The following is a 24,965-nucleotide window of genomic DNA, read 5'->3' on the forward strand; positions in this document are numbered from 1 at the left end:
GGAAGCGACGGATTCCGGTGCTTTTCTGCTCACTGCGCGGGGCGCGGGGGCGCGGGAGCGTGGATGCTACGCGCGGCGGCGCACGGACTCCCAGTGCTCGCGACGGCGCTGCTGCTCGACCGGGTCGGGCACGGGCAGGGCGGCCAGGAGTTCCTGGGTGTAGCTGTCCTGCGGGTCGCCGAGCACCTGCGCGGTCGTGCCCTGCTCGCGGATCACACCCTGCTGCAGCACGATGATCCGGTCGGCGACCGCGTCGATGACCGCCAGGTCGTGGCTGATGAACAGCGACGCGAAGCCGAGGTCGGCCTGCAGCTGCACGAACAGGTCGAGCACCTTGGCCTGCACCGACACGTCGAGCGCACTGGTCGGCTCATCGGCGATCAGCAGCTTCGGGTCGAGGGCGAGCGCGCGAGCGAGGGATGCCCGCTGACGCTGACCACCGGAAAGCTCGTGCGGATACCGGTCGCCGAAGTTCGTCGGCAGCCGCACCGCATCGAGCAGCTCGTTCACGCGGGTGCGCGCCTGCTGCGCGTTCGAGGCCCGGCCGTGCACGAGCAGCGGCTCGGCGATGCACTCGGCGATCGTGAGCAGCGGGTTGAAGCTCGTCGCCGGATCCTGGAACACGAACCCGATGTCGGGACGCAGCGGCGCCAACTGGCGCTGCTTCACCCCGTTCATCTCCTGCCCGAGCACCTTCAGCGAACCACCCATGACCTGGGTGAGTCCCACCGTGGCCCGGCCGATCGTGGTTTTGCCCGAACCGGACTCGCCGACTAGGCCCACGACCTCGCCGGGGCCGACCCAGAAGTCGACGCCCTTCACCGCGACGACCCCGCCGCGGCCGAACCGGCCCGGGTAGCCGATCTCGGCGCGCTCGGCGACGATGACCGAGCCCGCGGGGGCGGCAGGCCCTGCGACAGGCTCAGCCCCTGCGGCAGGCTCCGCAACCGACGCCACCCGGGCCGACTTGCCCTGGCCCACGTGCGGCACAGCCGCCAGCAGTTCGCGGGTGTACTCCTCGCGGGGGTGGGCGAACAGCTCGCGCACCGGCGCCTCTTCGACGATGTCGCCGCGGTACATCACCACGACGCGGTCGGCGAGGTCGGCCACCACACCCATGTTGTGGGTGATGAGCACGATCGTCGCGCCGAACTCGTCGCGGCAGCGCCGCAGCAGGTCGAGGATCTCGGCCTGCACGGTGACATCGAGTGCGGTGGTCGGTTCGTCGGCGATGATCAGCCCGGCATCCAACACCACGGCCATGGCGATCACGATGCGCTGCTTCTGGCCGCCGGAGAACTGGTGCGGGTAGTCGTCGACGCGGTGCTCGGGGTCGGGGATGCCGACCCGGCGCAGCACATCGATCGCCATCTCGCGCGCCTGCTTCTTGCTCACCTTGCGGTGCGCGCGGATGCCCTCGGCGATCTGCCACCCGACCGGGTACACCGGGTTGAGCGCCGTGGACGGCTCCTGGAACACCATCGCGGCATCCCGCCCGCGCATCGCGCGCAGCTGCTGCGGCGACGCCCGCACCACGTCGGTCTCATCGCCCGTGCGCGAGCGCACGATGACGGCCCCCGACAGCGTCGCCGTCTCGGGCAGCAACCCGAGCAGCGCGTTTGCGGTGACCGTCTTGCCCGAACCCGACTCGCCGACGATGGCGAGCACCTCTCCGGCGCCGGCGGCGAGGCTGATGCCCTTGACCGCCTCGACGGGCTCACCGTCGGTGGCGAAGACGACCTTCAGGTCATCGATCTGCGCGATGTCGCTCACTTCGCACCTCCCGCCCGGCGGCGCGTACGCAACCGGGGATCACTCAGGTCGTTCAGGCTCTCGCCGACGAGCGTGATGCCGAGCACCACCAGCACGATCGCCAATCCGGGGAACACCGAGGTCCACCAGATGCCACTGGTCACATCGGCGACCGAGCGGTTCAGGTCGTAGCCCCATTCCGCGGCGGCCGTGGCCTCGATGCCGAAACCGAGGAAGCCGAGACCCGCCAGGGTCAGCAGCGCCTCGGAGGCGTTCAGCGTGATCACGACCGGCAACGAACGGGTCGAGTTGCGCAGCACGTGACGGAGCAGGATGCGCCGCGTCGGCACACCGATCACCTTCGCCGACTCGACGAACGGTTCCGCCCGCACCCGCACGACCTCGGCGCGGATCACCCGGAAGTACTGCGGCACGAAGACGACAGTGATCGACAGGGCGGTGGCGAGGATGCCACCGAGCAGCGTGGACTGTCCGCGACTGATCACGATCGACATGACGATCGCGAGCAGCAGCGACGGGAAGGCGTAGATCGCGTCACAGATGACGACGAGGACGCGGTCGAGCCAGCCCCCGAAGTACCCGGAGAGCAGGCCGAGCGCAATGCCGAGGAAGATCGAGCAGGCGATCGCCGCGAGGATCACGAGCAGCGCGGTCTGCGCTCCCCAGATCACCCGCGAGAGCACGTCGAAGCCCGACACGGTGGTGCCGAGCAGGTTGGTGGCGTTGGGCGGCTGCTGGGAGCCGAACTTCACCCCGTCGACGGCCTGCTGCGCCCAGCTGTACGGAGCCAGCAGGGGGGCGAAGATGGCGACCAGCACGAAGATGATCGTGATCGCGAGACCAGTGATGAGCATGCCCCGCTGCAGGCCGACGCTCTGTCGCAGGTGCGAGATGACGGGCAGACGGTCGAGCAGGCTCTTCTTGCGCGGCGAGACGGCAGCAAGCGCGCTGGTCTGCGGCGTGGGCAGGTCACGAGAAGGCGTGTTCATGTCAGTACCTCACCCTCGGGTCGATGGCGGCCGCGACGATGTCGACGATGAAGTTGGTCACCGCGACGATCACGGCGATCATCACGACGATGCCCTGCACGGCGACGAAGTCACGCGCCTGCAGGTACTCGGCGAGGACGAACCCCAGGCCCTTCCACTCGAACACCGTCTCGGTGAGCACGGCGCCGGCGAGCATGAGGGCGATCTGCATGCCCATCACGGTGATGATGGGGATCAGCGCCGGACGGTAGGCGTGCTTGGTCACCAGGCGGAACTCGCTCACGCCGCGCGAGCGACCGGAGGTGACGTACTGCTGACCGAGCGTGCCGATGACGTTGGTGCGGATGAGCCGCAGGAACACCCCGGCGGTGAGCAGACCGAGCGCCACGGCAGGCAGCACGGCGTGCCAGAGCACGTCCATCACGGCATCCATGTTGCCGATGCGCAGCGCGTCGACGATGTAGATGCCGGTGGGATTCTCCACCCCGCTCATGACGAGTTCGGTGCGGGTGGTGCCGCGGCCCGAGACCGGGAGCCAACCCAGCCACACCGAGAAGACGAGCTTGAGCAGCAGGCCCACGAAGAAGATCGGAGTGGCGTAGGCGAGGATCGCCATGATGCGCAGCACGGCATCCTGCCACTTGTCGCGACGGTAGGCGGCGATCAGGCCCAGCGGGATGCTGACGATGAACGCCACGATGAGGGCGTAGAACACCAGCTCGAGGGTCGCGGCGCCGTACTGCAGCAGGATCTCGATCACGGGGCGGCGGTCGGTGAGCGTGGTGCCGAAGTCGCCGCGCAGCAGGCCGCCGAGGTACTCGAAGTACTGCACGAACAGCGGGCGGTCGTAGCCGGCCTCGTGGATGCGCTCGGCGAGCTGCTCCGGGGGGAGCCGGCCGCCCAGCGCCGCGGTGATCGGGTCGCCGGTGAGCCGCATGAGGAAGAAGACGAGGGTGACCAGGATGAGCACCGTCGGGATGATCAGCAGCAGGCGGATGAGTATGTAGCGCCAGAGGCCTCCGCCTTTGGAGCTACGGCGCAGCACCGGCGTGGGCGCCAGCGCTTCGTCAATGGTGGGCACGGTCATTGTGGGGGAACCTCACTCGGGGTCGCACACCGAAACCGGGGGCGTCGCGTGGCGCTGTCTGCGCCCGCGGCGCCCCCGGTCCGGTCTCGCCTGTTACTTCGTCAGCGGTGCGTAACGGAACTTGAACGACGCGTCGAGCGTGGTGCCCTCGACGTCGGCGCCGACCACGGCGACCTGCTTGCCCTGCAGCAGCGGCAGGGTGGACAGGTCGTTCGCGACGATGTCCTGGATCTCGCCCAGCATCTCCATCCGGGTGTCGTGGTCACCCTCGGTCTGCTCGGCGACGATCAGCTCGTCGACCTCAGGGTTCGAGTAGTGGTTGCCGAGGAAGTTCTCGGTGGCGAAGAACGGCGACAGGTAGTTGTCGGCGTCGGAGTAGTCCGGGAACCAGCCGAGCTGGTAGGCCGGGTACACGTCGGCGGTGCGGTCCTCGGCGTACTGCACCCACTCGGTCTGCTGCAGGTCGACCGCGAACAGGCCGCCCTCTTCGAGCTGCGCCTTGATGGCGGCGTACTCGTCACCCGAGGACGGGCCGTAGTGGTCGCCGTTGTACTGCAGGCTCAGGCTCACCGGAGTCTCGACGCCGGCGGCCTCGAGGATCTCCTTCGCCTTGTCGAGCGAGGGGCCGCCGTTGCCGTCGCCGTACAGGTCCATCAGCGGCGTGGTGGCGCCGGGGAGTCCCTCGGGCACGTAGGAGTACAGCGCGCTGTAGGTGTCCTTGTAGACGTCGGTCGCGAGCGCCTCGCGGTCGACGAGGGATGCCGCGGCCTGACGCACCGCGAGCGCCTTCGCCTCGTCGGCCTCTGCCGTCGTGGCACCGTAGGGCTGGGTGTCGAAGTTGAACACGATGTAGCGGATCTCGCCGCCGGGGCCGTCGACGATCTTCACCTTGTCGTTGCCCTTGAGGTCGTCGATGTCGGTGGCCGAGAGGCTGCGGAAGGCCACGTCGATGTCGCCGTTGCCGATCGCGAGCTTCAGGTTCGAGGCGTCGGCGTAGTACTGCACGTTCACCGCGGTGTTCTCGGGCGCGCCCAGGTTGCCCTGGTAGTCGGCGAACGGCTTGTAGGCGACCAGCTCGTTGAGCTTGTACGAGGTGATCGTGTACTGACCGGCGAACGGCTCGCCGGCGACGATGTCGTCGTCGCTGGTGACCGCGTCGGCCGAGAAGACGTCCTCGTCGACGATCGGCGCCGCCGGGCTGGAAAGGATCTGCGGCCAGATCTGGTCGTTGCCGTTCTTCAGGGTGAAGACGACCGTGGTGTCGTCGACGGCCTCGACGCTGTCGAGGTTGCCGAGCAGGGACGCGGGGCCGTTGGGGTCGTTGATGGCGACCATGCGGTCGAAGCTGAACTTCACATCGCTGGCGGTCAGGTCGTTGCCGTTGGCGAACGTCAGACCCGACTTGAGCTTCACGGTGTACTCGGTGGGCGAGGTGAACTCGGCGGACTCGGCGATGTCCGGCGTGACCTCGGCCGTGCCGTACACGCTGTTGAGCAGGAACGGATAGACCTGATTCATCACGGCGAACGAGCCGTTGTCGTACGAGCCGGCCGGGTCGAGCGAGGTGATCTTGTCGGTCGTGCCGACGATGATCTCGCCGCCCTCGCTGCCTTCGTCGCCACCGCCGCCGGTGCTGGAGGTGGTGCAGCCGGCGAGCAGGAGCGCGGTGGCTCCGAACGCGCCGAGGGCGAGGCCGAGACGGCCCCTGGTGATGCGCTGTGACATGTGTTCCCCTGTGTGATCGGGAGACCACGACGGGACCGCCGTGGTCTTTTCGTCGATATCTTCCACTGGCTCTGGCGGCGCATCATCCGCCGCGCGGGCGCGTCGGAATGCTGGTACGACACTGTGACCAATGGTGTCGGGCAGGCGCCGACACATGACGTACACCCTACCTCGCAGCCGTCGTCCGGTTAATAGCGCGTCACTGAGTTGTGACCTGTCGGTCGAACTGGGTCACTGAGCCTGTCGAACTGGGTCACTGAGCCTGTCGAAGTGCAGCGCACACGATCGCGGCAGCCGCCGACCACGCCTGCGGACGGCACGACGCGGGGTACGGCGCCGGCGCCGCGACATTGCTGCGCCCGTCGCCCGAGTACAGCTCCGGCATCCGGTATCCGAACTGTTCTGCCGCTTCGATGAGCTGTTCCACGACTGCATCCGCCTGCTCCGGCAACCCCGCGCGCGCCATGCCGTGCACGGCGATCGCCGTGTCGTGCGGCCACACGCTGCCGCCGTGGTAGCTGAGCGGCCAATACCCCGTCGCCTCCGACGACAGGGTGCGGATGCCGAAGCCAGACGACATCGACGAGCCGAGGAGCAGTTCCGCGCAGTGGCGCTCTTCGTCGGCATCGAGGATGCCCGTACCGATCAGGTGCCCGATGTTGCTGGTGAGCGAGTCGACCGCACGGCCGGTGCCGTCGAGCGCGATCGCGGGGTAGGTGCCCTCCGGGGTCGTGACCCAGTACGCGGCACGGAAGCGCTCGCGCAGTGCGGCCGCCCAGTCGCGCATCTCGTCGCCGCCGGGCTCGCCGAACGCGTCGAGCAGCGCGGCGCCCCGGACGGCAGCCTCGTAGGCGTAGCCCTGCACCTCGCACAGGGCGATGGGACCGGCCGCCAGGGTGCCGTCGCGCCATTGGATGGAGTCGCCCGAGTCCTTCCAGCCCTGGTTCGCGAGGCCGTGGCCGGTCTCGTCGATGTAGTCGACGAAGCCGCTGCCGGATGCCGTGCCGTGGCCGACCAGCCAGCCCAGCGCTGCGCGCAGCGCGGGCAGCAGCTCGCGCACCTCCGCCTCGGGCATCCCTCGCTCGTGGGCGTCGGCGAGCAGGCACACCCACAGCGGCGTCGCATCGACCGTGCCGTAGTAGCGCGGCGGCAGCACGATACCCTCCCCCGGCATCTCGAGGGTGTCGCTGCGCAACTCGTGCAGAATCTTGCCCGGCGCCTCGGCGGAGGTCTTGTCGACCCGTTCGCCCTGCAGTCGCGCCAGCACCCGCAGGGTCGAGCCGGCCATCTCCGGCATCGCCGGAAGGGCCAGGCGCGCCGCCCACAGGGCGTCGCGACCGAAGAGCGTCAGGAACCACGGCGCTCCGGCTGCGAAGAACTCGTCGTCCGGATGCCCCGGAAGGCTCAGCCGCAGGGCATCCAGGTCGGGCACCGCGCGCGCCACCCACCGCGCCAGGCGCGGGTCGTCGGTGGAGGGCGCGGCCACGGGGGCGAGGGCTGCTGCCCCCTGTACGACGAGGGTGAGATCACTCAGCTGCACGGTCCATTCGGCGCTGGTCCTCCCCCGTGCCGGCACCGCGAGGTGCCACCGCAGCAGAATGCTGTCGCCGTCCCGGATGATCTCGGCGTCGGGAGCGATCACCTCGAACGAGGCGTCGCCCGCCGTCGCCGTGCGACCGTCGCCCTGCCAGGCGCGGGCGGTCGCCGTTCCGGCTTTCACCTCTTGCAGGGGCGCGAAGTCGGGCCGCAGGCGCACCGTGAGTGTGAACGGCACGTCCACCTCGCGGGATGAGGTCACCGTGAGCCGTTCGCGCAGCCGACCCGAGACCACCTCGCGCTCGCGCGTGAGGCGCACCTTCGGGTCGGGCTGCGCGTCGTCGAGCTGGCGCAGCACCGCGTCGAAGCGCACGTGCGCAGCATCCGCCGGCACGGTCGACAACCACTCCGGCTGCTCTCCGTCGACCTCGACGCGCACCCCGCTGATGTGGCGCAGGTCACCGTGGTACACGCCGTCCACCGGCGCGGCGCCGAGGTCGCCGTCGCGCGCCGACCACACCTGAGTGGGGGCGTGCAACGCGATCACCGCGTCGTGCAGCAGAGGCTGGCGGGGGGCGTCGAGCGAGGTCATTCCTTGACGGCTCCTTCACTGGCATTCATGATGTGGCGTTGGAAGATGAAGAACATCACGGCGACCGGAATCGTCATGATCGCCGCGGCGGCGAGTTTGATCGGGAACTGGTTGCCCTGACTGAGCTCACCGCTGGCCAGTGAGGCGACACCCTTGGTGAGGGTGGTCAGCTCCGGCGACTGCGTCGAGACGATGAAGTGGCTGAGCTCGTTCCACGAGCCCTGGAACGACAGGATGATGATCGTGATGAGCGCGGGGCGTGCCATCGGCAGCACGACGAACCAGAACGTCCCGAAGGTGCCTGCGCCGTCGATCCGAGCCTGCTCTTCGACCGATACCGGGATCGACTCGAAGAAGTTCTTCATGATGAACACCCCGGCGGCATCCACCAGCAGCGGCAGGATCATTCCGACGTAGGAGTCGTAGATGCCCAGCTGCTTGATCACCAGGAACTTCGGGATCAGCAGCACCACCGCCGGCACAGCCATCACGGCGACAAGCCCTGCGAACACAACCCCCCGCCCGCGGAAGTGCAGTCGGGCCAAGGCGTAACCGGCAAGCGAGTCGAAGAACACGCGCCCGGCGGTGACGAAGATCGTCACGATCACCGTGTTCGTGAACCACGTCGGGAACGCCGACCGGGTGAACAGGGTCTCGTAGGCGGCCGTCGTGAACGTCGTCGGGATGAGGGAGATCGGGTCAGCCGTGGCTTCGGCATCCGTCTTGAATGACGTCGCCACCTGCACCAGGAATGGATAGATGTAGATCACGGCCAGCACGATCAGAACCGCATAGAGCACGCCCTGCGTGAGACGACGGGAGGTGAGGGCGCTCATCGCGAACCACCTCCCACGATCTCGTAGGCCCGTGCGCGGCGGCGGGAGACCGGCCGGTCGCGCAGCACCCAGCGCTGGAACAGCGTGAAGATCACGATGATCGCGAACAGGATGAACGCGATAGCGGCACCCTGGCCCCAGTCCTGCCCCTTGAACGCGGCGTCATACGACAGGTAGGCGGGGGTGAGCGTGGTCTTGCCCGGTCCCCCCTGCGTGCCGGTGTAGATCTGGTCGAACACCTGCCAGGTGCCGATCAGGCCCAAGGTGAGGACGGTGAACAGCGTCGGGCGCAGCTGAGGCAGGGTGACCTGCCAGAACCGCTGCCACCCGTTCGCGCCGTCCATCATCGCAGCCTCGTCGACATCGCCGCCGATGTTCTGCAGGCCCGCGAGGAAGAGCAGCATGAACGTGCCACTCGTCGTGAACACCGCCATCAGGATGAACGCGCTCATCGCCACGGACGGGCCGGCGATCCACTCCCACCAGCTGATGCCGAGGAACTCGCCTTCGGCCAGCGCGGGAGGCGGGGTGGTGACCCCGACGGTAGCGAGCAGGTTGTGCACCACACCCGAGGGGTCGTTGAACCAGTTCGGCCCTTCGATGCTCATCCAGCTGAGCACCTCGTTGATCACTCCGGATGCCGAGAACAGGAACAGCCAGAGCACCGTGATCGCCACCGAGCTGGTGACCGACGGGAAGTAGAACGCGGTACGGAAGAAGCCTTTGCCGCGCAGCACCGCACGGTTGACCAGCACCGCGAGGAACAGGGCCAGCGCGGTCTGCAACGGGACGACCAGCAGCACGTACCAGGCGTTGTTGCGCAGCGAGATGCCGAAGTTGCGCTCGGCGAGTCCTCCGCCGGAGGTGATGTCCGCGTAGTTCTTCAGGCCGACGAAGTTCGTCGTCTCGGCGAGGGGGCTCCCGCGGCCGCCCCAATCCGAGAAGCTCACCCACAACGCCATGGCGACGGGGACGAGGAGGAAGACGCCGAGGATCAGCACCACCGGAAGGGTGAAGATCCAGCCGGCGGCGGCCTCGCCGCGGTGGATGCCCCGAGGGGACCCACCGCGACGCGGCACCGTGAGCTGCGTGGTCACCGTCACTCGACGATCGCGCTGAGGTTCTGCTGGACCGAGTCGAGGATGGTCGCCGGGTCCGTCGTCTCCAGCGACTCCAGCTGAGCGTTGAAGTCGGCGACGACGTCGGTGGCACCCTCGAGGTTCGGCATGAACTGCGCGTACTCCGCCCCGGCGAGGAACGCTGCCATGGTCGGGTTCGCCTCGGTCCACGCGTCAGCGGCGGACTGGATCGACGGCATCGGTCCGAACGCCTCCGAGAAGGCGAGCTGCGATTCGGAGCTGGTCAGGTACTCGACGAGCTCGAGAGCGGCCTGCTGGTTGGGGCTGTCGGCGGCCATGCCCCAGCAGTTGGTGAACTGCAGAGTGCCCTTGCCTGCGGGGCCAGCCGGCAGTTCGGCGACCGTGTAGGCGATGTCAGGGAAGTCGTTGGTCATGGCACCGGTGATCCAGTTGCCCTCGATGACCATCGCGGCCATCTGCTTGCCGAAGGCCTCGCCGCCCCACCCGGCGCCGATGTCGGCGGCGTAGGCGAAGGTGCCGTCCTTCAGGTGCGAGGCGACGTAGTCGAGTGCTTCGACGTTCTCATCGCTGTCAGCGACGGCCGCTCCGTCGACGACCAGTCCGCCGCCGGCCTGGGCCATGAAGGTGCCCACGCGCTGGTACTCAGCGCCGAAGGCGAGGCCGACGCGGTCGTCGGTGGTGAGGGTCTCGGCGACGTCGGAGAGTTCGTCCCACGTGGTGGGGATGTCGGCCTCGGTGAGTCCCGCCTCGGCCCACAGGTCGGTGTTGATCACCAGGGCGAGGGTGGAGAAGTCCTTGGGGGCGCAGTAGAACTCATCGTCCACCGTGAAGTTCTCGACCAGGGACGGGTAGAAGTCATCCTTGTTGGCGAGCTCGTCTCCGTAGGGCTGCAGCGAGCCGTTGCCGGCGTACCCGGCGATGGCATCGGTGGACAGGTAGAACAGGTCGGCCGGGGTACCGGCGGCAAAGCCCTGCGAGAGCTGCTGCGCGAGGTCGTTGGCAACCTGCACCTTGGCTTCGACGCCCGAGTCGGCGGACCAAGCGGCGACGGCCTCTTCGACGGCGGCGGTCTCGGCGTCGCCGGACGAACCGATCAGCACCGTCAGTGCGTCATCCGAGCTGGTGAGCGTGCCGGCGGTGTCGTCGGCGGCCGGCTCGTCGAAGCCGGAACCGGACCCGCAGCCGGTGAGCACGAGCGTGCCTACCGCGAGGGTGGCACCGAGGGCGAGGGCGGCGCGAGGGATGTGGCGAGTCATTGTCTCTCTCCTTTGAGATGGATCTCTAATGCAGTCGGGGCCGGAGGGGATCCGGAATTTGATCGTTCAAATTCAAGTGCCAGTGCCTAAGATAAACGCACTGTCGTTGCGCGTCAAGAGTGCATCGGCGGCCGGTTTCGCCGCGTGCGTCCGGCGACGAGAGGGATGTGGGATGTCGAAGTCACCGACGGTCGAAGACGTCGCCCTCCGCGCGGGGGTGTCACGCCAGACCGTGTCGAACGTGCTGAACTCCCCCGAGATCGTCCGCCCCGCCACCCGTGAGCGCGTGCACGCCGCGATCGACGAGCTCGGCTACCGCCCACTCGCCGCGGCACGCAATCTGCGCACTCGCCGTAGTTCGACCATCGGCATCCATCTCGACCCCTACGCCGGCGGCGTCTCGGGTGTGGTGCTTGACCGATTCATCCACGCGCTCACCGAGCATGCGGGAGCGCGCGGCATGCGTGTGCTGGTGTACGCCGCCCGCACGCCAGAAGAAGAGATCGAGCGGCTCGCCGACCTCTCCGACAGCGGCGAGGTGGATGCCGCGATCATCACCGGCACATTCCACGGCGACCCGCGCACGAAGTGGCTGGTCGACCATGGGCTGCCATTCGTGTCGTTCGGGCGCCCCTGGGGTGAGGATGACGTCGCCGACCCCGCACACCTGTGGGTCGATGTCGACGGCGCGGCCGGCACGGCGCAGGCCACCGCGCACGCGCTCGCGCATGCCGGCGATCGCGTCGGCTTTCTCGGCTGGCCGCAAGGCTCGGGCACCGGTGACGACCGCGAACGCGGATGGGCGCGCACCGGTGGCACGCAGCACGGGCCGCGGCTGACCGCAGAGGACGACGCCCAGCAGGCCAAGGCTGTGGCCGCCGGAGTGATCGGCGAGGTGGATGCCCTGGTCTGCGCGAGCGATCTGCTCGCCATCGGCGCGCATCTCGCGGCCACCGAGGCCGGGCGAGCCGAACTGCCGATCTACGGTTTTGACAACACTCCGGCCGCCGAGGCGCTCGGGCTCTCCAGCGTCGAGCAGCTGCCCGAGCAGGTCGCCGCCGGCGCCCTGGAGTTGCTGATGGGACCCACCGGTAGCGTCGTCGCGCCCCGCCCGGCGGATGCCGGCACCGCACACGTGCTTGTCGAGCCCCGCCTCATCGTCCGCTGAGCCACCTGGGTCCTGCAGCTGGGTCCCTGAGCCTGTCGAAGGGCGGTCCCTGAGCCTGTCGAAGGGCCCTGTCGTGCTCGGTTCCTGAGCGAGGAGCGCAGCGACGAGACGAAGGATCGAAGGCCTAGCTCTCCCGCGCCGCCCACCACTCGCGCAGACGCTGCTCGGCGGCATCCGCACCGATCACACCCTCGTCGAGCCGCAGCTCGAGCAGGAAGCGATAGGCCTCGCCGACCGCACGGCCGGGCGCGATGCCCAGGATCTGCTGGATCTCGTTGCCGTCGAGCTCGGGGCGGATGCTGTCGAGCTCTTCCTGCTCGCGCAGCTCGACGATGCGACGCTCGATGTCGTCGTACGCGCTCGCGAGCCGTGCCGCCTTGCGCTTGTTGCGGGTGGTGACGTCGGCGCGCACGAGGATGTGCAGCCGGTCGAGCTGGTCACCGGCATCCCGCACGTACCGGCGCACCGCGCTGTCGGTCCACGCGCCTTCGGCGTAACCGAAGAACCGCAGGTGCAGCTCGATGAGCTTGGCGACGGCATCCGTCGTCTCCCCGTCGAAGCGCAGCGCCTGCATCCGCTTGCGGGCCATGCGCGAGCCGACCACGTCGTGATGGTGGAAGGTGACCCCTCCGCCGGGCTCGAGCTTGCGGGTGCGCGGCTTGCCGATGTCGTGCAGCAGCGCGGCCAGTCGCAGGGCGACGTCAGGCGCGGCACCGGGGTTGCGGGTCTTCTCGAGGTCGATCGCCTGGCGGACGACGGTCAGTGAATGCTCGTAGACGTCCTTGTGGTGGTGGTGCTCGTCGACCTCGAGGCGCAGGGCGCTGACCTCGGGCAGGAACTGCTCGATCAGTCCGGTGTCCACGAGCACCCGCAGGCCGCGGGTGGGGTCGTCGGTCTGCATGAGGCGCACGAGTTCGCCCTGGATGCGCTCCGGGCTGACGATGCTCAGTGTCTCGCGCAGGCGCTCGATGGCCGCGGCGGTCTCGGGATCGATGTCGAAGCCCAGTTGGGCCGAGAAGCGGGCGGCGCGCAGCATCCGCAACGGGTCGTCGCCGAAGCTGACATTCGGATCGATCGGGGTGCGCAGGCGGTGCGCGACGAGGTCTTCGACGCCCCCGGTCGGATCGATGAGTTTCACCTGAGGCACCTGCAGCGCCATCGCGTTCACGGTGAAGTCACGCCGGTTGAGGTCGCCGTCGATCGCATCGCCGAACTCGACGACCGGCTTGCGGGTCAGGCCGTCGTAGCTATCAGCGCGGTAGGTCGTGATCTCGACCTGCTCGCCCTGCACGCGCGCCCCGATCGTGCCGAAGGCACGCCCGATGTCCCACTGGGCGGTCGAGATGGGCGTGACGATCGCGAGGATGTCGTCGGGGCGGGCGTTCGTCGTGAAGTCGAGGTCGTGCGTGGGGCGCCCGAGGAGTGCATCGCGCACGGGGCCGCCGACGACGGCGAGTTCGAATCCGGCATCCTGGAACGCCTCGGCGAGGGTGCGGACGACCGGATGCGCGGCGAGCGCGCCGAGTCGGGCGAGGCCCTCGGCCATATTGAGCATGAGTTCCAGGGTACCGGGCGGGGTGCGGCAGTCCGTGCCGTGGGATGTCAGAGACGCATCGGGCGCTCGGCGGCGTGTCGCGGGGTTGGATGCCGCGACACGCCGTCAGCTCCTCCAGGACGCGACGGGGTGGGCCCTTCGACCCTTCGACAGGCTCAGGGACCCAACGCCCTCGGACCCTTCGACGGGCTCAGGGACCCAGGGACCGGGTCAGAGGGGGTAGCCCTGCACGGGGCCCTCGGTGTTGGGCTTCCACCCGAGCGCCGGGGCGACGTGCTCGGCGAATGCCTCCAGCACGTGCAGGTTGTACTCCGGGCCCAATTGGTTGGGGATCGTCAGCATGAGCGTGTCCGCCGCCATCACGGCCTCGTCGGCCCGCAGCTGCTCGATGAGCACATCGGGCTCGGCCGCGTAGGTCTTGCCGAAGGTGGAGCGCATGCCGTCGATCACGCCGATCTGGTCACCGCCCTCTGCCGAACGCAGCCCGAAGTAGGCGCGGTCCATGTCGCTGACGAGCGGGAAGACGCTGCGGCTCACCGACACCCGCGGCACCCGCGTGTGCCCGGCCTCGAGGTAGGCCTTCTTGAACACGTCGATCTGCTCACGCTGCAGCTCGTGGAACGGCTGACCGGTCGCCTCGGTCACCAGAGTCGAGCTCATCATGTTCAGGCCCATGCGCCCGGTGTCCACCGCGCTCGCGCGCGACCCCGAACCCCACCAGATGTGGTCGCGCAGGGTTGCCGACTGCGGCTCGATCGCCAGGTACTGCCCGGGCCCGACCGTGCGAGGGTCACCGGGAGCCATCCGCTCGCCGTCGATCGCCCGCAGGAACACGTCGAACTTCTCGCGGGCGAGCACACTGCCGCGCTCGGGGTCTTCGGCGTCGGTGAAGCCCCACGCCTCGTAGCCGCGCAGCGCGGTCTCGGGTGAGCCACGGCTCACGCCCAGCGCGATCCGTCCGTCAGAGATGAGGTCGAGGGCGGCGGCCTCCTCCGCGAACTGGAACGGGTTCTCGTAGCGCATGTCGATCACGCCGGTGCCGACCTCGATGCGTTCGGTGCGGGCGGCCATCGCCGACAGCAGCGGCATGGGCGACGCCGCCTGTCGAGCCCAGTGGTGCACGCGCACGTAGGCACCGTTCACGCCGAGCTCGTCGGCGCCTTCGGCGATCTCGATCGTCTGGTTGAGCATGTCGCCCGCGGTGCGGGTCGCCGATCCGGGCACATCGCCGTAGTGCCCGAAGGACAGGAATCCGAAAGCCTTCATGTTCTATCCAAACGCATATAGTTGCGCGGCTATTCCGCCGCGTAGGGAACCAGGAGGCCGTCGCGCACGAGCTCCCGCACACGGGGCTCGAGGTCGGCCCACAAATCGGCCATCGGCACCTCGAACAGCTCCGCCAGCGCCTCGACGATCTGCGTGACCGAGAGTTCACCGTCACTCGCCCCCACCAAGGCGGCGAGCGCGGAATCGGCGGTCACCGTACGAGCGAACCCGCCGCCCTGCCGCAGTTCGATCACGCTGGGGTGCTCACTGCCCGGCAAGTGGTGGCGTGCCTCGGTCACGTCGGGGGCGACCGTGAGGGTGTGCGGGATGCCGGCATCCAAGAGGTCATGTGCGGCGAGCCCCGCGGCGAACGCACGGCCGAGGCCGGAGACGGGTTGCGCGACCCGCTCGAAGCGGCGCAGGTGCCGCGAGGTCGGCACGACGGGGCGGCGCACGAGGATGTACCCGAACCCGATCTCCGACACGTCGCGTCCGGCGAAGTCATCGAGCCAGGCGGTGAGGAGCGGGGTGAAGCCGGCATCGCGCGGCAGCGTGCCGCCGTCGCGGATCCACAGTTCGGCGTAGGTGAGGGGCGTCAGCGCCTCACGTTCGACCACCCAGGCATCCAGGTCGGCATCGATCCAGCCGTCGACCCTGTCAAGGCCGGGAGTGCCGGCCCGCGTCTCCCAGTTGCCGAGCAGCTGCGCCACCCCGCCCGGCGCGAGGTGCGCTCCCACGCCGCGCAGGAACAGCTCCACGAGGGCATCCCCCACCAGACCGCCATCGCGGTACTCGTACTCGGGAACGCCCTGCACACGCGGGGTGATCACGAACGGCGGGTTCGAGACGATGAGGTCGAACGACTCGCCCGCGACCGGTTCGAACATGCTGCCCCGGCGGAAGGTGATGTTCGACACCCCGTTCAGCTGCGCGTTGAGCTCGGCGAACGCCAGGGCGCGTTCCGAGATATCCGTCGCGATGACGGCGCCGGCGTGACGAGAGACGAGCAGGGCCTGGATGCCGCATCCGGTGCCGAGATCGAGCGCCCGCCCCACGGAGGCCGGAATCACCAGTTCCGCCAGAGTGCGCGAGGCACCCCCGACTCCCAACACGTGGTCGGCGGGCAAGGACGTGCCCAACGCCACCTCATCGAGGTCGCTGGCGATCCACCACTCCCCTACGCCGTCACCGTCGACGAACGACTGCGGGCGCACGATGGCATCCGGCACCACCCGCGCACCGTCGAGGTGCGCCAGCCCCAGAGCGCGGATGCCGTCCACTCCCACCCGCGGGAACGCGCGCTCCACGGCGGCCAGCGGCTGCGGCATCCCCAGCACGAACAGGCGACCGAGCGTCGGCAGCGGATCGTCGCGGTCGGCGAGCGCCCGGAGGATCGGCTCCCTCATGCCGCGGGCGAGCGCATCGTCGGCTTCTTCTCCCCACAGGCGACGCAGCGGCTCGGATCTCAGATCGGCCGCGTCCAGGTCGGCGGCGAGGCGCTGCGCCAGGCGAATGTCGGTTCGAGGCTGAGGACGATCGCTCACGGCGGTCACTCTACGCGCCTTCAGGCTTCGCGACCCCCCTCCGCCTAGAATCACAGAGGCCGGCCACTCCCCCTGGACGCGCCGAATCGGAGACCATGATCGCGACCGACACCTGCCCGCGTCCGCGAGCGCAGCGGCTGAAGCGCCGCCTCGCCGCGGCGCTCGTCGTCGGCGGTCTGATCGGCGGCCTGTGTGGGATCGGTGCCGTCCCGGCATCCGCCGCCGTCGACGATGACGACGCCATTCCCCACGCCGACCTGCAGATCGCCGTCGGCACCACGGGGCAGATCGCCCCGGAGGGGCCGCTCGAGGCGTCGGTACGCATCGCGAACACCTCGACCGAGACGCTCGATGCCGGCACCGTCACTGTCGAGCTGGGAAGCACGCCGCTCACCGATAGCGCGGCCGTGGACCGGTGGCTCGATGACGGCGTGACGTCCGGTGATCTCGAACCCGTCGCCAGCGCTCCCAGTGAGACGGTGCGCGCCGGGGAGGCGGTGAATCTTGAGGTCACCGCCGAGTCCGACGATCTCGACACCCTCGATCCCGGCATCTACCCCGTGCGCGCCACGCTCGAGGTGCCGCCGCGAGAATCCGACGGGGTGACCCCCGAGGTCGATCTCGCCACCGGCGTGGTGATCGTCCCTGACGCGGCTCTGCCCCGCGCGGCCGTGCTCGTGCCGCTCACCGCGACCCCGATCGACGGATCGCTGCTCACCGCCGACGAGCTCACCGCCCTCACCGCCGAGGATGGCCCGCTCACCGCGCAGCTCGACGCGCTCAGCGGCACGCAGGCGATCATCGGCGTCGACCCCGCGATCGTCGCCGCGATCCGGATGCTCGGCACCGCCGCCCCCGAGACCGCGACGGCCTGGCTGGAGCGGCTGGAGGGCATGCCGAACGAACGGTTCCTGCTGCAGTTCGGTGATGCGGATGCCGCGGTGCAAGCGCATGCCGGGCAGCGCACCCTGCTCTCCCCCGGCGCCCTGCAGCCACTCCTCGACCCCGCGAACTTCACCGCCGTCACGCCGACCCCCACGCCGACGCCGACCCCGACGCCGGAGGCCGACGACGGCAGCGCCCCGATGTTGCCGGATGACGCCGCCCTCACGGCGCTGCGCGACGCCCGCACGGATGTGCTCTGGCCGCAGGCCGACGTGACCGCCGAGGATCTCGGCACGTTTGCGTCGTACCTCGACGGTGAGGTGACGACGATCCTGCCGGCATCCGCCACGCAGCTCGGCGGTGCGGCACCAGCCGCCGGCGCCGTCCAGAAGCAGCGGGTGCTGCTCACGGCGGATGCCGCCTCGGCCCGCCTGTCGGCCGCGGCGGAGCAGGGCGACGAGACCTCCCGCAACCGGGAGATCGCCGCGACCGTCGCGCACCTCGCCCTCACGGGCGGCGAGGGACCGGTGCTGCTGGGGCTCGATCGCTCCGAGACGCGGACGGGCGACTCGCTGCGCACGGCGCTCAGTGCCATCTCCAGCCCCGCGATCGCCCTCGACGACCTGGATGCGACGGCATCCGTCACCCTCAGCGCCAAGGCGGACGGGGCCCGCGCCGCTACCCTCACCACCCTGCTCGACGACGAACAGCGCCTCGCGTCGTTCTCGACGATCCTCGACGAGCCCCGCGTGCTGCTCACCCCCGAGCGCATCCAGGTGCTGCGGCTGATCGGGGTCGGTGTGCCGGCCGAAGAGTTCACCGCGGGCGTTCTCGAACACCGCAGCGCCACGGTCGACACCCTGAACGCCGTCGGCATCCAGGAGCCCAGCGCCATCCAGCTGTTCACCGCGGCCGCGCCGCTGCCCGTGTGGATTCGCAATGACCTGCCCTGGCCGGTGAACGTCGCCCTCGCCACCCAGCCCAGCGACGCCCGCCTCGACGTGCAGCCCACCACGCAGGTGGAGGCCCTCGCGGACAGCAACACCCGCGCGACCGTGCCGGTGGAGGCGCGCGTGGCCAGCGGCGACCTGCGCGTCGACTTCCGTCTGTACTCGCCGACCGGGGTGCCGATCGGGCAGGTGCAGTCGGCGGATGTCACGGTGCGCGCCGACTGGGAGGGCATCGGCCTCGGCATCCTCGGCGGCGTCATCGTGCTGCTGCTCGGACTCGGAATCTTCCGCACGGTGCGTCGGCGCCGGCGAGAGGCTGCAGCACCCACGGAACCCACAGATCAGGCGGAATAGCCCGCGACTACCATGGGTTGAACGAGGTGCGGGTGAACCGATCCCGCGACAAGGAGAGCACATGCGTCAGGTCATCATCATCGGCTCCGGCCCCGCCGGATTCACCGCCGCCATCTACGCGGCGCGGGCGAACCTGAAGCCCCTCCTCATCGCCAGCTCGGTCGAGGTCGGCGGCGAGCTGATGAACACCACCGAGGTGGAGAACTTCCCCGGATTCCCCGAGGGTATCCAGGGCCCCGAGCTGATGGCCAAGATGCAGGAGCAGGCCGAGAAGTTCGGCACCGAGATCCTGTACGACGACGTCACCGCGCTGCACCTGGAGGGTCCCGTCAAGCGGGTCGTGCTCGGCAGCGGCGCAGAGCACGAGGCGCAGACGGTCATCTACGCGACCGGCTCGGCCTACCGCAAGCTCGACATCGCCGGCGAGGAGCGCCTCAGCGGCTACGGCGTCTCGTGGTGCGCCACCTGCGACGGCTTCTTCTTCCGCGAGAAGGCCATCGCGGTCGTCGGCGGCGGCGACTCGGCGATGGAAGAGGCGACCTTCCTCACGCGCTTCGCGTCGAAGGTCTACGTCATCCACCGCAAGGACAGCCTGCGCGCCTCGAAGATCATGCAGGAGCGTGCCTTCGCGAACGAGAAGATCGAGTTCATCTGGAACAGCGAAGTCACCGAGGTGCTCGGCGGCGACAGTGTCACCGGTGTGCAGCTGCGCAACACGGTCGACGGCACGCTCAGCGACCTGCCCCTGGACGGTCTGTTCATCGCGATCGGCAACGACCCGCGCACCCACCTCGTGCACGAGCAGCTCGAGCTCACCGACGCCGGCACCATCTGGGTCGACGGGCGGTCGTCCCGCACCTCGAAGCCGGGCGTCTTCGCCGCCGGCGACGTGATCGACCCCACCTACCGGCAGGCGATCACCGCCGCCGGATCCGGCACGGTCGCGGCGCTCGACGCAGAGCACTTCCTCGCCGACCTAGAGGATGCCAGTGTGGAAATGCCGGCCGCAGAAGCAGCCGAGATCATCGTCGGCTGAGACCTAGAGGGAACACTTCACCGGCCGCCGCTGTTGTATCGGGCGACGACCTCGAACAAGGAGAGAACAGATGACTGCCAAGGCAACGAGCCAGGCCACCTGGGAGCAGGATGTCCTGCAGGCCGAGGGACCGGTGCTGGTCGATTTCTGGGCGGCGTGGTGCGGTCCGTGCCGCATGGTCGCGCCCGTGCTGGATGAGATCCAGTCGGAGAACCCCGACAAGATCACGATCCTCAAGCTCAACGTCGACGAGAATCCTGAGCTGGCCATGAAGTACCAGATCACGTCGATTCCGGCGATGAAGGTCTTCCAGGGCGGAGAGGTCAAGACGACCATCATCGGCGCCAAGCCGAAGTTCGCCCTCGAGCAGGACCTCGCCGCCTTCATCGGCTGATCCCGCGACTTTCTGCAAAGCCCGTCACCTCCGCGGTGGCGGGCTTTGTTCGTATCCGCCTCCCGGTCCCTGAGCGAGCCGAAGGGCGTCCCCTGCCCCGGTTCCTGAGCGAGCGCAGCGAGACGAAGGGCGCGTGCCCCCGGGTCCCTGAGCGAGCGTCAGCGAGACGAAGGGCGCGTGCCCGCCGGTCCCTGAGCGAGCGTCAGCGAGACGAAGGGCGCCTCAGGAGGCGTCGGCGACCCGCGGATCCCAGCGGCGGTGGCGCTGCTCACCCAACAGCCCCCAGACGGCGGGCGTGAGCTCGGGGTACTCCAAGGCGATCTGGCGCAGCACACGGTAGTTGCGCGCAGCGCTGGGGCGCACTCCGTCGTTCGCGGCGATGTTGTCGGCGCGCAATAGGTACACGACCAGTTCGTCGATGCTCGGCAGGTCTTCCATGAAGTCCCACGGGTCTTCGCCGCCGCGCAGGCGCTCCTGAATCAGCACCGCCAGCTCGTCCGACGCCTCGGCGCGCAACACTTCCAGGCTCGCGCGACGGGGGACGGAATCGTTCATACCTCCAGCCTACGTGCGTGCGGGACGGCCGCGGCGCTGCACGATCACTTCCTCGGTCATCTCCTCGAGCTCTCGACCCTTCGTCTCCGGCACGAAGCGCAGCACGAAGAAGAACGACAACAGCGCGAAGAACGCGTAGAAGCTGTATGCGAAGGTGAGTCCGATCTCGGCGAACGCCGGGAAGGTCGTGGAGATGAAGAAGTTCGCCGCCCACTGTGCGGCCGCGGCGACCGCCAGCGCGCCGGCACGGATGCTGTTCGGGAACATCTCCCCCAGCAGCACCCAGACCAGCGGACCCCACGTCGCCCCGAAGAACACCACGAACGCGTTCGCGCAGATCAGCGCGATGGTCGCCCACGGATCCGGCAGGGTGACGGCCCCTGCGGCATCCAAGGTGCCGTACGAGAACGCGAGAGCCATCAGTCCCAACGTCACCGCCATGCCGATCGAGCCCACCAGCAGCATGATGCGGCGGCCGACCTTGTCGACGAGTAGGATCGCGACGATCGTCACGACGATGTTGGTCACCGAGGTGATCACCGTGATGGTGAGGGCGTCGGACTCGTCGAAGCCGACCGACTGCCAGAGTGTCGTCGAATAGTAGAAGATCACGTTGATGCCGACGAACTGCTGGAACACCGACAGCAGAATGCCCACCCACACGATGGGCTTCAGGCCGAAACGGTGACCGCGCAGATCGGAGAGCGACTCGCTGCGCTCGGTGTGGATGGTGCCGGTGATCTCTTTGATCTTCGCGTCGACGTTGACTTCGCCGGTGACCGTGGTGAGCACCTCGGTGGCGGCTTTGATGTCGCCCTTGGCGACGAGATAGCGCGGCGATTCCGGCAGTCGCAGCGCGAGGATGCCGTAGACGACGGCGGGGATCGCCTCGGCGATGAACATCCAGCGCCATGCATCCAGACCCCACAGGGGCTGGGCCGCGCCTCCGGCGATGTTCGCGAGGAGGGCATCCGAGAGCAGCGCCACGAAGATGCCGGTCACGATCGCGAGCTGCTGCAGCGAACCGAGCCGGCCTCTGATCTTCGCCGGCGACACCTCGGCGATGTAGGCCGGGGCGATGACGGATGCTGCGCCGACCCCCAGGCCGCCGACAACGCGCCAGACGATGAGGTCGATGACGCCGAAGGCGAGGCCGGAACCCACCGCCGAGATGAGGAACAGCGCGGCGGAGATGACCATCACCGGCACGCGCCCGTACTTGTTGGCCAGTGGGCCGGCGAACCAGGCACCCACCGCGCAGCCGATCAGGGCTGAAGAGACGGCGAAGCCCTTCAACCCGACATTGAGATCGAAGCCGGAGACGTCGCCTGCGAGGGCATCGACCGCGCCGTTGATGACGGCGGTATCGAACCCGAACAGGAAACCTCCCATCGCGGCTGCGATACTGATCGCGATCACGCGGCCTTTGATAGCCGCTGGCATCTGTGACATGGCGCCCCCCTCGTCGCTGAGTACGCGCGAGTCTAGGCCATGGGCGCTGGTTCTGTCAGGGTTTTCTCAGGCGCGGCTCAACTGTTGCCGTAGCCCGACTCCCCCAGCTCCTCCAGGATGCGGTTGAGGTCCTGGATGGACGCAAAATCGATCACGACCTGGCCCTTCCGTGCCCCAAGACCGATCCGCACACGGGTGTTCAGCCGGTCTCCGAGCTTGAGCGCCACCTCGTCGAGGTAGGCGCGGCGGGCTCCGGGGGTGGGCTTGGGGCTCTTGCCGGCGGCGGGCTGAGCCTTGGCTGCTTCTTCGGTGGCGCGCACGGAGAGGTCTTCGTTTATGACCTTGTCTGCCAGGCGCTGCATGGCCTCGGGGTCGTCGACGCTGAGGATGGCGCGGGCGTGGCCGGCCGTCAGGACGCCGGCGGCGACGCGTTGCTGCACGGGCACGGGGAGCTTCAGCAGGCGGATCGTGTTGCTGATCTGCGGGCGGGAGCGGCCGATGCGGGTGGCGAGCTCCTCCTGCGTGATACCGAAGTCCTCGAGCAGCTGCTGGTAGGCGGATGCCTCTTCGAGCGGGTTCAGCTCGGAGCGGTGCAGGTTCTCGAGCAGGGCGTCACGCAGCAGGTCTTCGTCGGCGGTGTCACGCACGATCGCGGGGATCGCGTCGAGTCCGGCCGCGCGGGCGGCACGCGTACGGCGCTCACCCATGATGAGCTCGTAGGCACCGTCACCGTTACGACGGACGACGACGGGCTGCAGCACGCCGAACTCCCGCACCGAGTGCACGAGCTCCGCGAGGTCTTCCTCGTTGAAGTGCGTGCGCGGCTGGCGCGGGTTGGGCACGATGGCCTGCGGGTCGACCTGGATGAGGTGGATGCCGGGGACGGATGCCAGGTTCTCGGCATCCGTCTCTGCCGATGCCGGGGCCGGGGCATCCGCTTGGGGGCGCGGAGCGCCGGGGAAGAACACGTCGACCGGGCGCTCGGCCTGGTCTGCCGTCGGGATCAGTGCCCCGATCCCCCGACCGAGTCCTGTTCGCTTGGCCATCAGTTCTCCTTCTTCTGGTTCTCTTGCGCCGCCTCGTCGCGGGTGGCGCGACGGGCGATCTCGACAGCTGCTTCGCGGTAGGCGACCGCACCGGCAGACGTGCCGTCGTAGGTGATGACGGTCTGGCCGAAGCTCGGGGCCTCGGAAACGCGGACCGATCGGGGGATGACGGTGTCGAGCACCTGCTGCGGGAAGTGCGTACGCACCTCGTCAGCGACCTGCTGCGCCAGGCGCGTGCGGCCGTCGTACATGGTGAGGAGGATGGTCGACAGGTGCAGCTCGGGGTTGAGGTGCTTCTGGATCATCTGGATGCTGCCGAGGAGCTGGCTCAAGCCCTCGAGTGCGTAGTACTCGCACTGGATCGGGATGAATACCTCGGATGCCGCCGTGAAGGCGTTGATCGTGAGGAGACCGAGCGACGGAGGGCAGTCAATGATGACGACATCGGTCGGGTGGGTGCTGAGGTAGGTCTCCAGGGAGCGGCGGAGCCGGAATTCGCGGGCGACCTGTGAGACGAGCTCGATTTCGGCGCCGGCGAGGTGAATGGTGCTGGGTGCGGCGGCCAGATTCGGGGATTCGGGGCTCTGCTGCACGATCTCCTCGAAGGGGAGGTCGTTGATGAGCACATCGTAGATGCTCGGAGTGTCGGCGGTGTGGGTAACGCCGAGAGCGGTGGACGCGTTGCCCTGCGGGTCGAGGTCGATCACAAGGACCTTCGCGCCGAGTTGAGCGAGCGCCGCGGCGATGTTGACCGCGCTGGTCGTCTTGCCGACACCGCCCTTCTGGTTCGAGACCGTGAGCACGCGGGTGTCGCCGGTGAAGGAGACGTTGACGTTCTCCAGAGCGCGGCGGCGCACGGAGAGATCAGCGAGTTCGCGTGCGAGGGGGGTGTCCATCCCGAGATCGTCGCGCATAGATGCCTGTTCGGACTGTTTCACGTGAAACATCCACTCCTTCCGGGCCGCGTTCCACTCTAATCGGGTGTACCGACATCCGACGACTCGGACCAGCTTTCCCCTGGCTCCCTGCGTCTGTCGAAGGCCTCACCATTGCTCCCCAGTCCCCGAACGAGCACAGCGGCCACCCATCGCCCGGTCCCTGAGCGAGCGCAGCGAGACGAAGGGGCCCTCCGTACATGGGTCCCTGAGCGAGCGCAGCAAGACGAAGGGGGCAGGCACGGTCCCTGAGCGAGCGCAGCGAGACGAAGGGTCACCCACACATGGGTCCCTGAGCGTGTCGAAGGGCCCCGCCCCGCTCCCCGATCCCTGGACGCACAGCGAGACGACCGGCCAACGATCGCACGGTCCCTGAGCGAGCGCAGCGAGACGAAGGATCAATACCCACACGGTCCCTGAGCGAGCGCAGCGAGACGAAGGGCCAGCCATATTTGGGACCCTGAGCCTGCCGAAGGGCCACCCGTCTCCCCTGGCGTCTCAGCGCGCACAGCGAGACGACCGGCCAACGATCGCACGGTCCCTGAGCGAACCCAGCGAGACGAAGGGCCCCGGCACATGGGCCCCTGAGCCTGTCGAAGGGTCCCGCCCCGCCCATGCCGCGTCCGATCGCCCTCTCCCCTGAGCGCCGAGTCTGCAAACCCGGGCCACGTGCCGAGCACTATCGTCTGCCAGGAGCCGAAAGACCCATCAATCACGTACAGCCGCGCGAGGCCATAGCAATGCACGTTTCACGTGAAACATCATCCGTCGCCGGCAACGGCTATCGGCACGCAACTCGGTCGTCGAACGGATCTACCCACACGCTCACGTGGGCGTCGCTCACAAACACAGGTCAACCCGGCTCCGCAGTTCCAATGCGCCCGGAAGTAGAGGCGCCTCGCATCCCATCCTTCACCAGACGCCGGCTAGG

General features: G+C 68.7%; 19 protein-coding genes. 4 read left to right on the top strand and 15 right to left on the bottom strand.

Translation table 11 applies throughout. The features are described 5' to 3' along the window. Positions 1-66: 66 nt before the first annotated feature. The 8 genes from WDU93_RS02910 to WDU93_RS02945 all read right to left on the bottom strand — a co-directional run bounded on the left by WDU93_RS02910 (position 67) and on the right by WDU93_RS02945 (position 10,894). The gene (locus WDU93_RS02910; protein ID WP_337317208.1) at positions 67-1,773 is read right to left on the bottom strand and encodes an ABC transporter ATP-binding protein; all 1,707 of its coding nucleotides are present in this window, start codon (positions 1,771-1,773) and stop codon (positions 67-69) included. Further along, positions 1,770-2,762: an ABC transporter permease gene (locus WDU93_RS02915; protein ID WP_337317211.1), complete on the bottom strand. Its 993-nt coding sequence runs from the start codon at positions 2,760-2,762 to the stop codon at positions 1,770-1,772. The genes WDU93_RS02910 and WDU93_RS02915 overlap by 4 nt, the downstream gene beginning before the upstream one ends. A 1-nt stretch (position 2,763) precedes the next feature. Then, positions 2,764-3,849 (bottom strand): ABC transporter permease, encoded by a 1,086-nt coding sequence (locus WDU93_RS02920; protein ID WP_337317215.1) that lies wholly within the window; start codon positions 3,847-3,849, stop codon positions 2,764-2,766. Between the two features lie 93 nt (positions 3,850-3,942). After that, positions 3,943-5,574 carry an ABC transporter substrate-binding protein gene (locus tag WDU93_RS02925; RefSeq protein ID WP_337317219.1) on the bottom strand — a complete coding sequence of 544 codons (1,632 nt, stop codon included), beginning with the start codon at positions 5,572-5,574 and terminating at the stop codon, positions 3,943-3,945. Between the two features lie 253 nt (positions 5,575-5,827). Continuing rightward, the gene (locus WDU93_RS02930; protein WP_337317222.1) at positions 5,828-7,702 is read right to left on the bottom strand and encodes a glycogen debranching N-terminal domain-containing protein; all 1,875 of its coding nucleotides are present in this window, start codon (positions 7,700-7,702) and stop codon (positions 5,828-5,830) included. Continuing rightward, complete coding sequence (locus WDU93_RS02935) at positions 7,699-8,538, bottom strand: carbohydrate ABC transporter permease (RefSeq protein WP_337317225.1); 840 nt, start codon at positions 8,536-8,538, stop codon at positions 7,699-7,701. The genes WDU93_RS02930 and WDU93_RS02935 overlap by 4 nt, the downstream gene beginning before the upstream one ends. Beyond that, positions 8,535-9,635, bottom strand: coding sequence for a carbohydrate ABC transporter permease (locus tag WDU93_RS02940; protein ID WP_337317228.1), 1,101 nt, complete (start codon positions 9,633-9,635; stop codon positions 8,535-8,537). The genes WDU93_RS02935 and WDU93_RS02940 overlap by 4 nt, the downstream gene beginning before the upstream one ends. 2 nt (positions 9,636-9,637) lie before the next feature. Next, positions 9,638-10,894 (bottom strand): sugar ABC transporter substrate-binding protein, encoded by a 1,257-nt coding sequence (locus WDU93_RS02945; protein ID WP_337317231.1) that lies wholly within the window; start codon positions 10,892-10,894, stop codon positions 9,638-9,640. Between the two features lie 172 nt (positions 10,895-11,066). Here WDU93_RS02945 and WDU93_RS02950 point away from each other — a divergent pair, with 172 nt between their 5' ends. Further along, the gene (locus WDU93_RS02950) at positions 11,067-12,062 is read left to right on the top strand and encodes a LacI family DNA-binding transcriptional regulator (RefSeq protein ID WP_337317234.1); all 996 of its coding nucleotides are present in this window, start codon (positions 11,067-11,069) and stop codon (positions 12,060-12,062) included. A gap of 124 nt (positions 12,063-12,186) precedes the next feature. On the opposite strand, the gene WDU93_RS02955 is transcribed toward WDU93_RS02950, so the two are convergent. The 3 genes from WDU93_RS02955 to WDU93_RS02965 form a co-directional block, all read right to left on the bottom strand. Continuing rightward, on the bottom strand, positions 12,187-13,617 hold the full coding sequence (locus WDU93_RS02955) for a CCA tRNA nucleotidyltransferase (protein WP_337317237.1): 1,431 nt from the start codon (positions 13,615-13,617) through the stop codon (positions 12,187-12,189). Between the two features lie 210 nt (positions 13,618-13,827). Beyond that, positions 13,828-14,883 (bottom strand): LLM class flavin-dependent oxidoreductase, encoded by a 1,056-nt coding sequence (locus tag WDU93_RS02960; protein WP_337317238.1) that lies wholly within the window; start codon positions 14,881-14,883, stop codon positions 13,828-13,830. A gap of 29 nt (positions 14,884-14,912) precedes the next feature. Next, positions 14,913-16,436, bottom strand: coding sequence for a DUF7059 domain-containing protein (locus tag WDU93_RS02965; RefSeq protein WP_337317240.1), 1,524 nt, complete (start codon positions 16,434-16,436; stop codon positions 14,913-14,915). Positions 16,437-16,522: 86 nt separating this feature from the next. Here WDU93_RS02965 and WDU93_RS02970 point away from each other — a divergent pair, with 86 nt between their 5' ends. From WDU93_RS02970 to trxA, 3 genes are all read left to right on the top strand, one after another. Then, a complete protein-coding gene (locus tag WDU93_RS02970; RefSeq protein ID WP_337317243.1) occupies positions 16,523-18,616 on the top strand; it encodes a DUF6049 family protein in 2,094 nt (697 codons plus the stop codon). A gap of 61 nt (positions 18,617-18,677) precedes the next feature. Then, positions 18,678-19,652, top strand: a complete 975-nt coding sequence (trxB, locus tag WDU93_RS02975; RefSeq protein ID WP_337317245.1) for a thioredoxin-disulfide reductase — start codon at positions 18,678-18,680, stop codon at positions 19,650-19,652. A 70-nt stretch (positions 19,653-19,722) separates the two neighbouring features. Next, the gene (trxA, locus tag WDU93_RS02980) at positions 19,723-20,046 is read left to right on the top strand and encodes a thioredoxin (RefSeq protein WP_337317247.1); all 324 of its coding nucleotides are present in this window, start codon (positions 19,723-19,725) and stop codon (positions 20,044-20,046) included. A 222-nt stretch (positions 20,047-20,268) separates the two neighbouring features. Here trxA and WDU93_RS02985 read toward each other — a convergent pair whose 3' ends face one another. The 4 genes from WDU93_RS02985 to WDU93_RS03000 all read right to left on the bottom strand — a co-directional run bounded on the left by WDU93_RS02985 (position 20,269) and on the right by WDU93_RS03000 (position 23,995). Then, the gene (locus WDU93_RS02985; RefSeq protein WP_337317249.1) at positions 20,269-20,601 is read right to left on the bottom strand and encodes a tryptophan synthase subunit alpha; all 333 of its coding nucleotides are present in this window, start codon (positions 20,599-20,601) and stop codon (positions 20,269-20,271) included. A gap of 9 nt (positions 20,602-20,610) precedes the next feature. Continuing rightward, on the bottom strand, positions 20,611-22,053 hold the full coding sequence (locus tag WDU93_RS02990; protein WP_337317251.1) for a sugar porter family MFS transporter: 1,443 nt from the start codon (positions 22,051-22,053) through the stop codon (positions 20,611-20,613). A 77-nt stretch (positions 22,054-22,130) separates the two neighbouring features. Then, a complete protein-coding gene (locus WDU93_RS02995; RefSeq protein ID WP_337317253.1) occupies positions 22,131-23,099 on the bottom strand; it encodes a ParB/RepB/Spo0J family partition protein in 969 nt (322 codons plus the stop codon). Further along, on the bottom strand, positions 23,099-23,995 hold the full coding sequence (locus tag WDU93_RS03000; protein ID WP_337317255.1) for a ParA family protein: 897 nt from the start codon (positions 23,993-23,995) through the stop codon (positions 23,099-23,101). Before WDU93_RS03000 ends, WDU93_RS02995 begins: the two co-directional genes overlap by 1 nt. Between the last annotated feature and the right edge of the window lie 970 nt (positions 23,996-24,965).

The organism is Microbacterium istanbulense, assembly GCF_037204145.1.
Lineage (GTDB): Bacteria > Actinomycetota > Actinomycetes > Actinomycetales > Microbacteriaceae > Microbacterium > Microbacterium istanbulense.

Bases quoted from the DNA above. Each gene is read 5' to 3' on its own strand.
- WDU93_RS02915 (WP_337317211.1), bottom strand. From the start codon at position 2,762: ATGAACACGCCTTCTCGTGACCTGCCCACGCCGCAGACCAGCGCGCTT.
- WDU93_RS02920 (WP_337317215.1), bottom strand. From the start codon at position 3,849: ATGACCGTGCCCACCATTGACGAAGCGCTGGCGCCCACGCCGGTGCTG.
- WDU93_RS02925 (WP_337317219.1), bottom strand. From the start codon at position 5,574: ATGTCACAGCGCATCACCAGGGGCCGTCTCGGCCTCGCCCTCGGCGCG.
- WDU93_RS02930 (WP_337317222.1), bottom strand. From the start codon at position 7,702: ATGACCTCGCTCGACGCCCCCCGCCAGCCTCTGCTGCACGACGCGGTG.
- WDU93_RS02935 (WP_337317225.1), bottom strand. From the start codon at position 8,538: ATGAGCGCCCTCACCTCCCGTCGTCTCACGCAGGGCGTGCTCTATGCG.
- WDU93_RS02945 (WP_337317231.1), bottom strand. From the start codon at position 10,894: ATGACTCGCCACATCCCTCGCGCCGCCCTCGCCCTCGGTGCCACCCTC.
- WDU93_RS02950 (WP_337317234.1), top strand. From the start codon at position 11,067: ATGTCGAAGTCACCGACGGTCGAAGACGTCGCCCTCCGCGCGGGGGTG.
- WDU93_RS02955 (WP_337317237.1), bottom strand. From the start codon at position 13,617: ATGCTCAATATGGCCGAGGGCCTCGCCCGACTCGGCGCGCTCGCCGCG.
- WDU93_RS02960 (WP_337317238.1), bottom strand. From the start codon at position 14,883: ATGAAGGCTTTCGGATTCCTGTCCTTCGGGCACTACGGCGATGTGCCC.
- WDU93_RS02970 (WP_337317243.1), top strand. From the start codon at position 16,523: ATGATCGCGACCGACACCTGCCCGCGTCCGCGAGCGCAGCGGCTGAAG.
- trxB (WP_337317245.1), top strand. From the start codon at position 18,678: ATGCGTCAGGTCATCATCATCGGCTCCGGCCCCGCCGGATTCACCGCC.
- trxA (WP_337317247.1), top strand. From the start codon at position 19,723: ATGACTGCCAAGGCAACGAGCCAGGCCACCTGGGAGCAGGATGTCCTG.
- WDU93_RS02985 (WP_337317249.1), bottom strand. From the start codon at position 20,601: ATGAACGATTCCGTCCCCCGTCGCGCGAGCCTGGAAGTGTTGCGCGCC.
- WDU93_RS02990 (WP_337317251.1), bottom strand. From the start codon at position 22,053: ATGTCACAGATGCCAGCGGCTATCAAAGGCCGCGTGATCGCGATCAGT.
- WDU93_RS02995 (WP_337317253.1), bottom strand. From the start codon at position 23,099: ATGGCCAAGCGAACAGGACTCGGTCGGGGGATCGGGGCACTGATCCCG.
- WDU93_RS03000 (WP_337317255.1), bottom strand. From the start codon at position 23,995: ATGGACACCCCCCTCGCACGCGAACTCGCTGATCTCTCCGTGCGCCGC.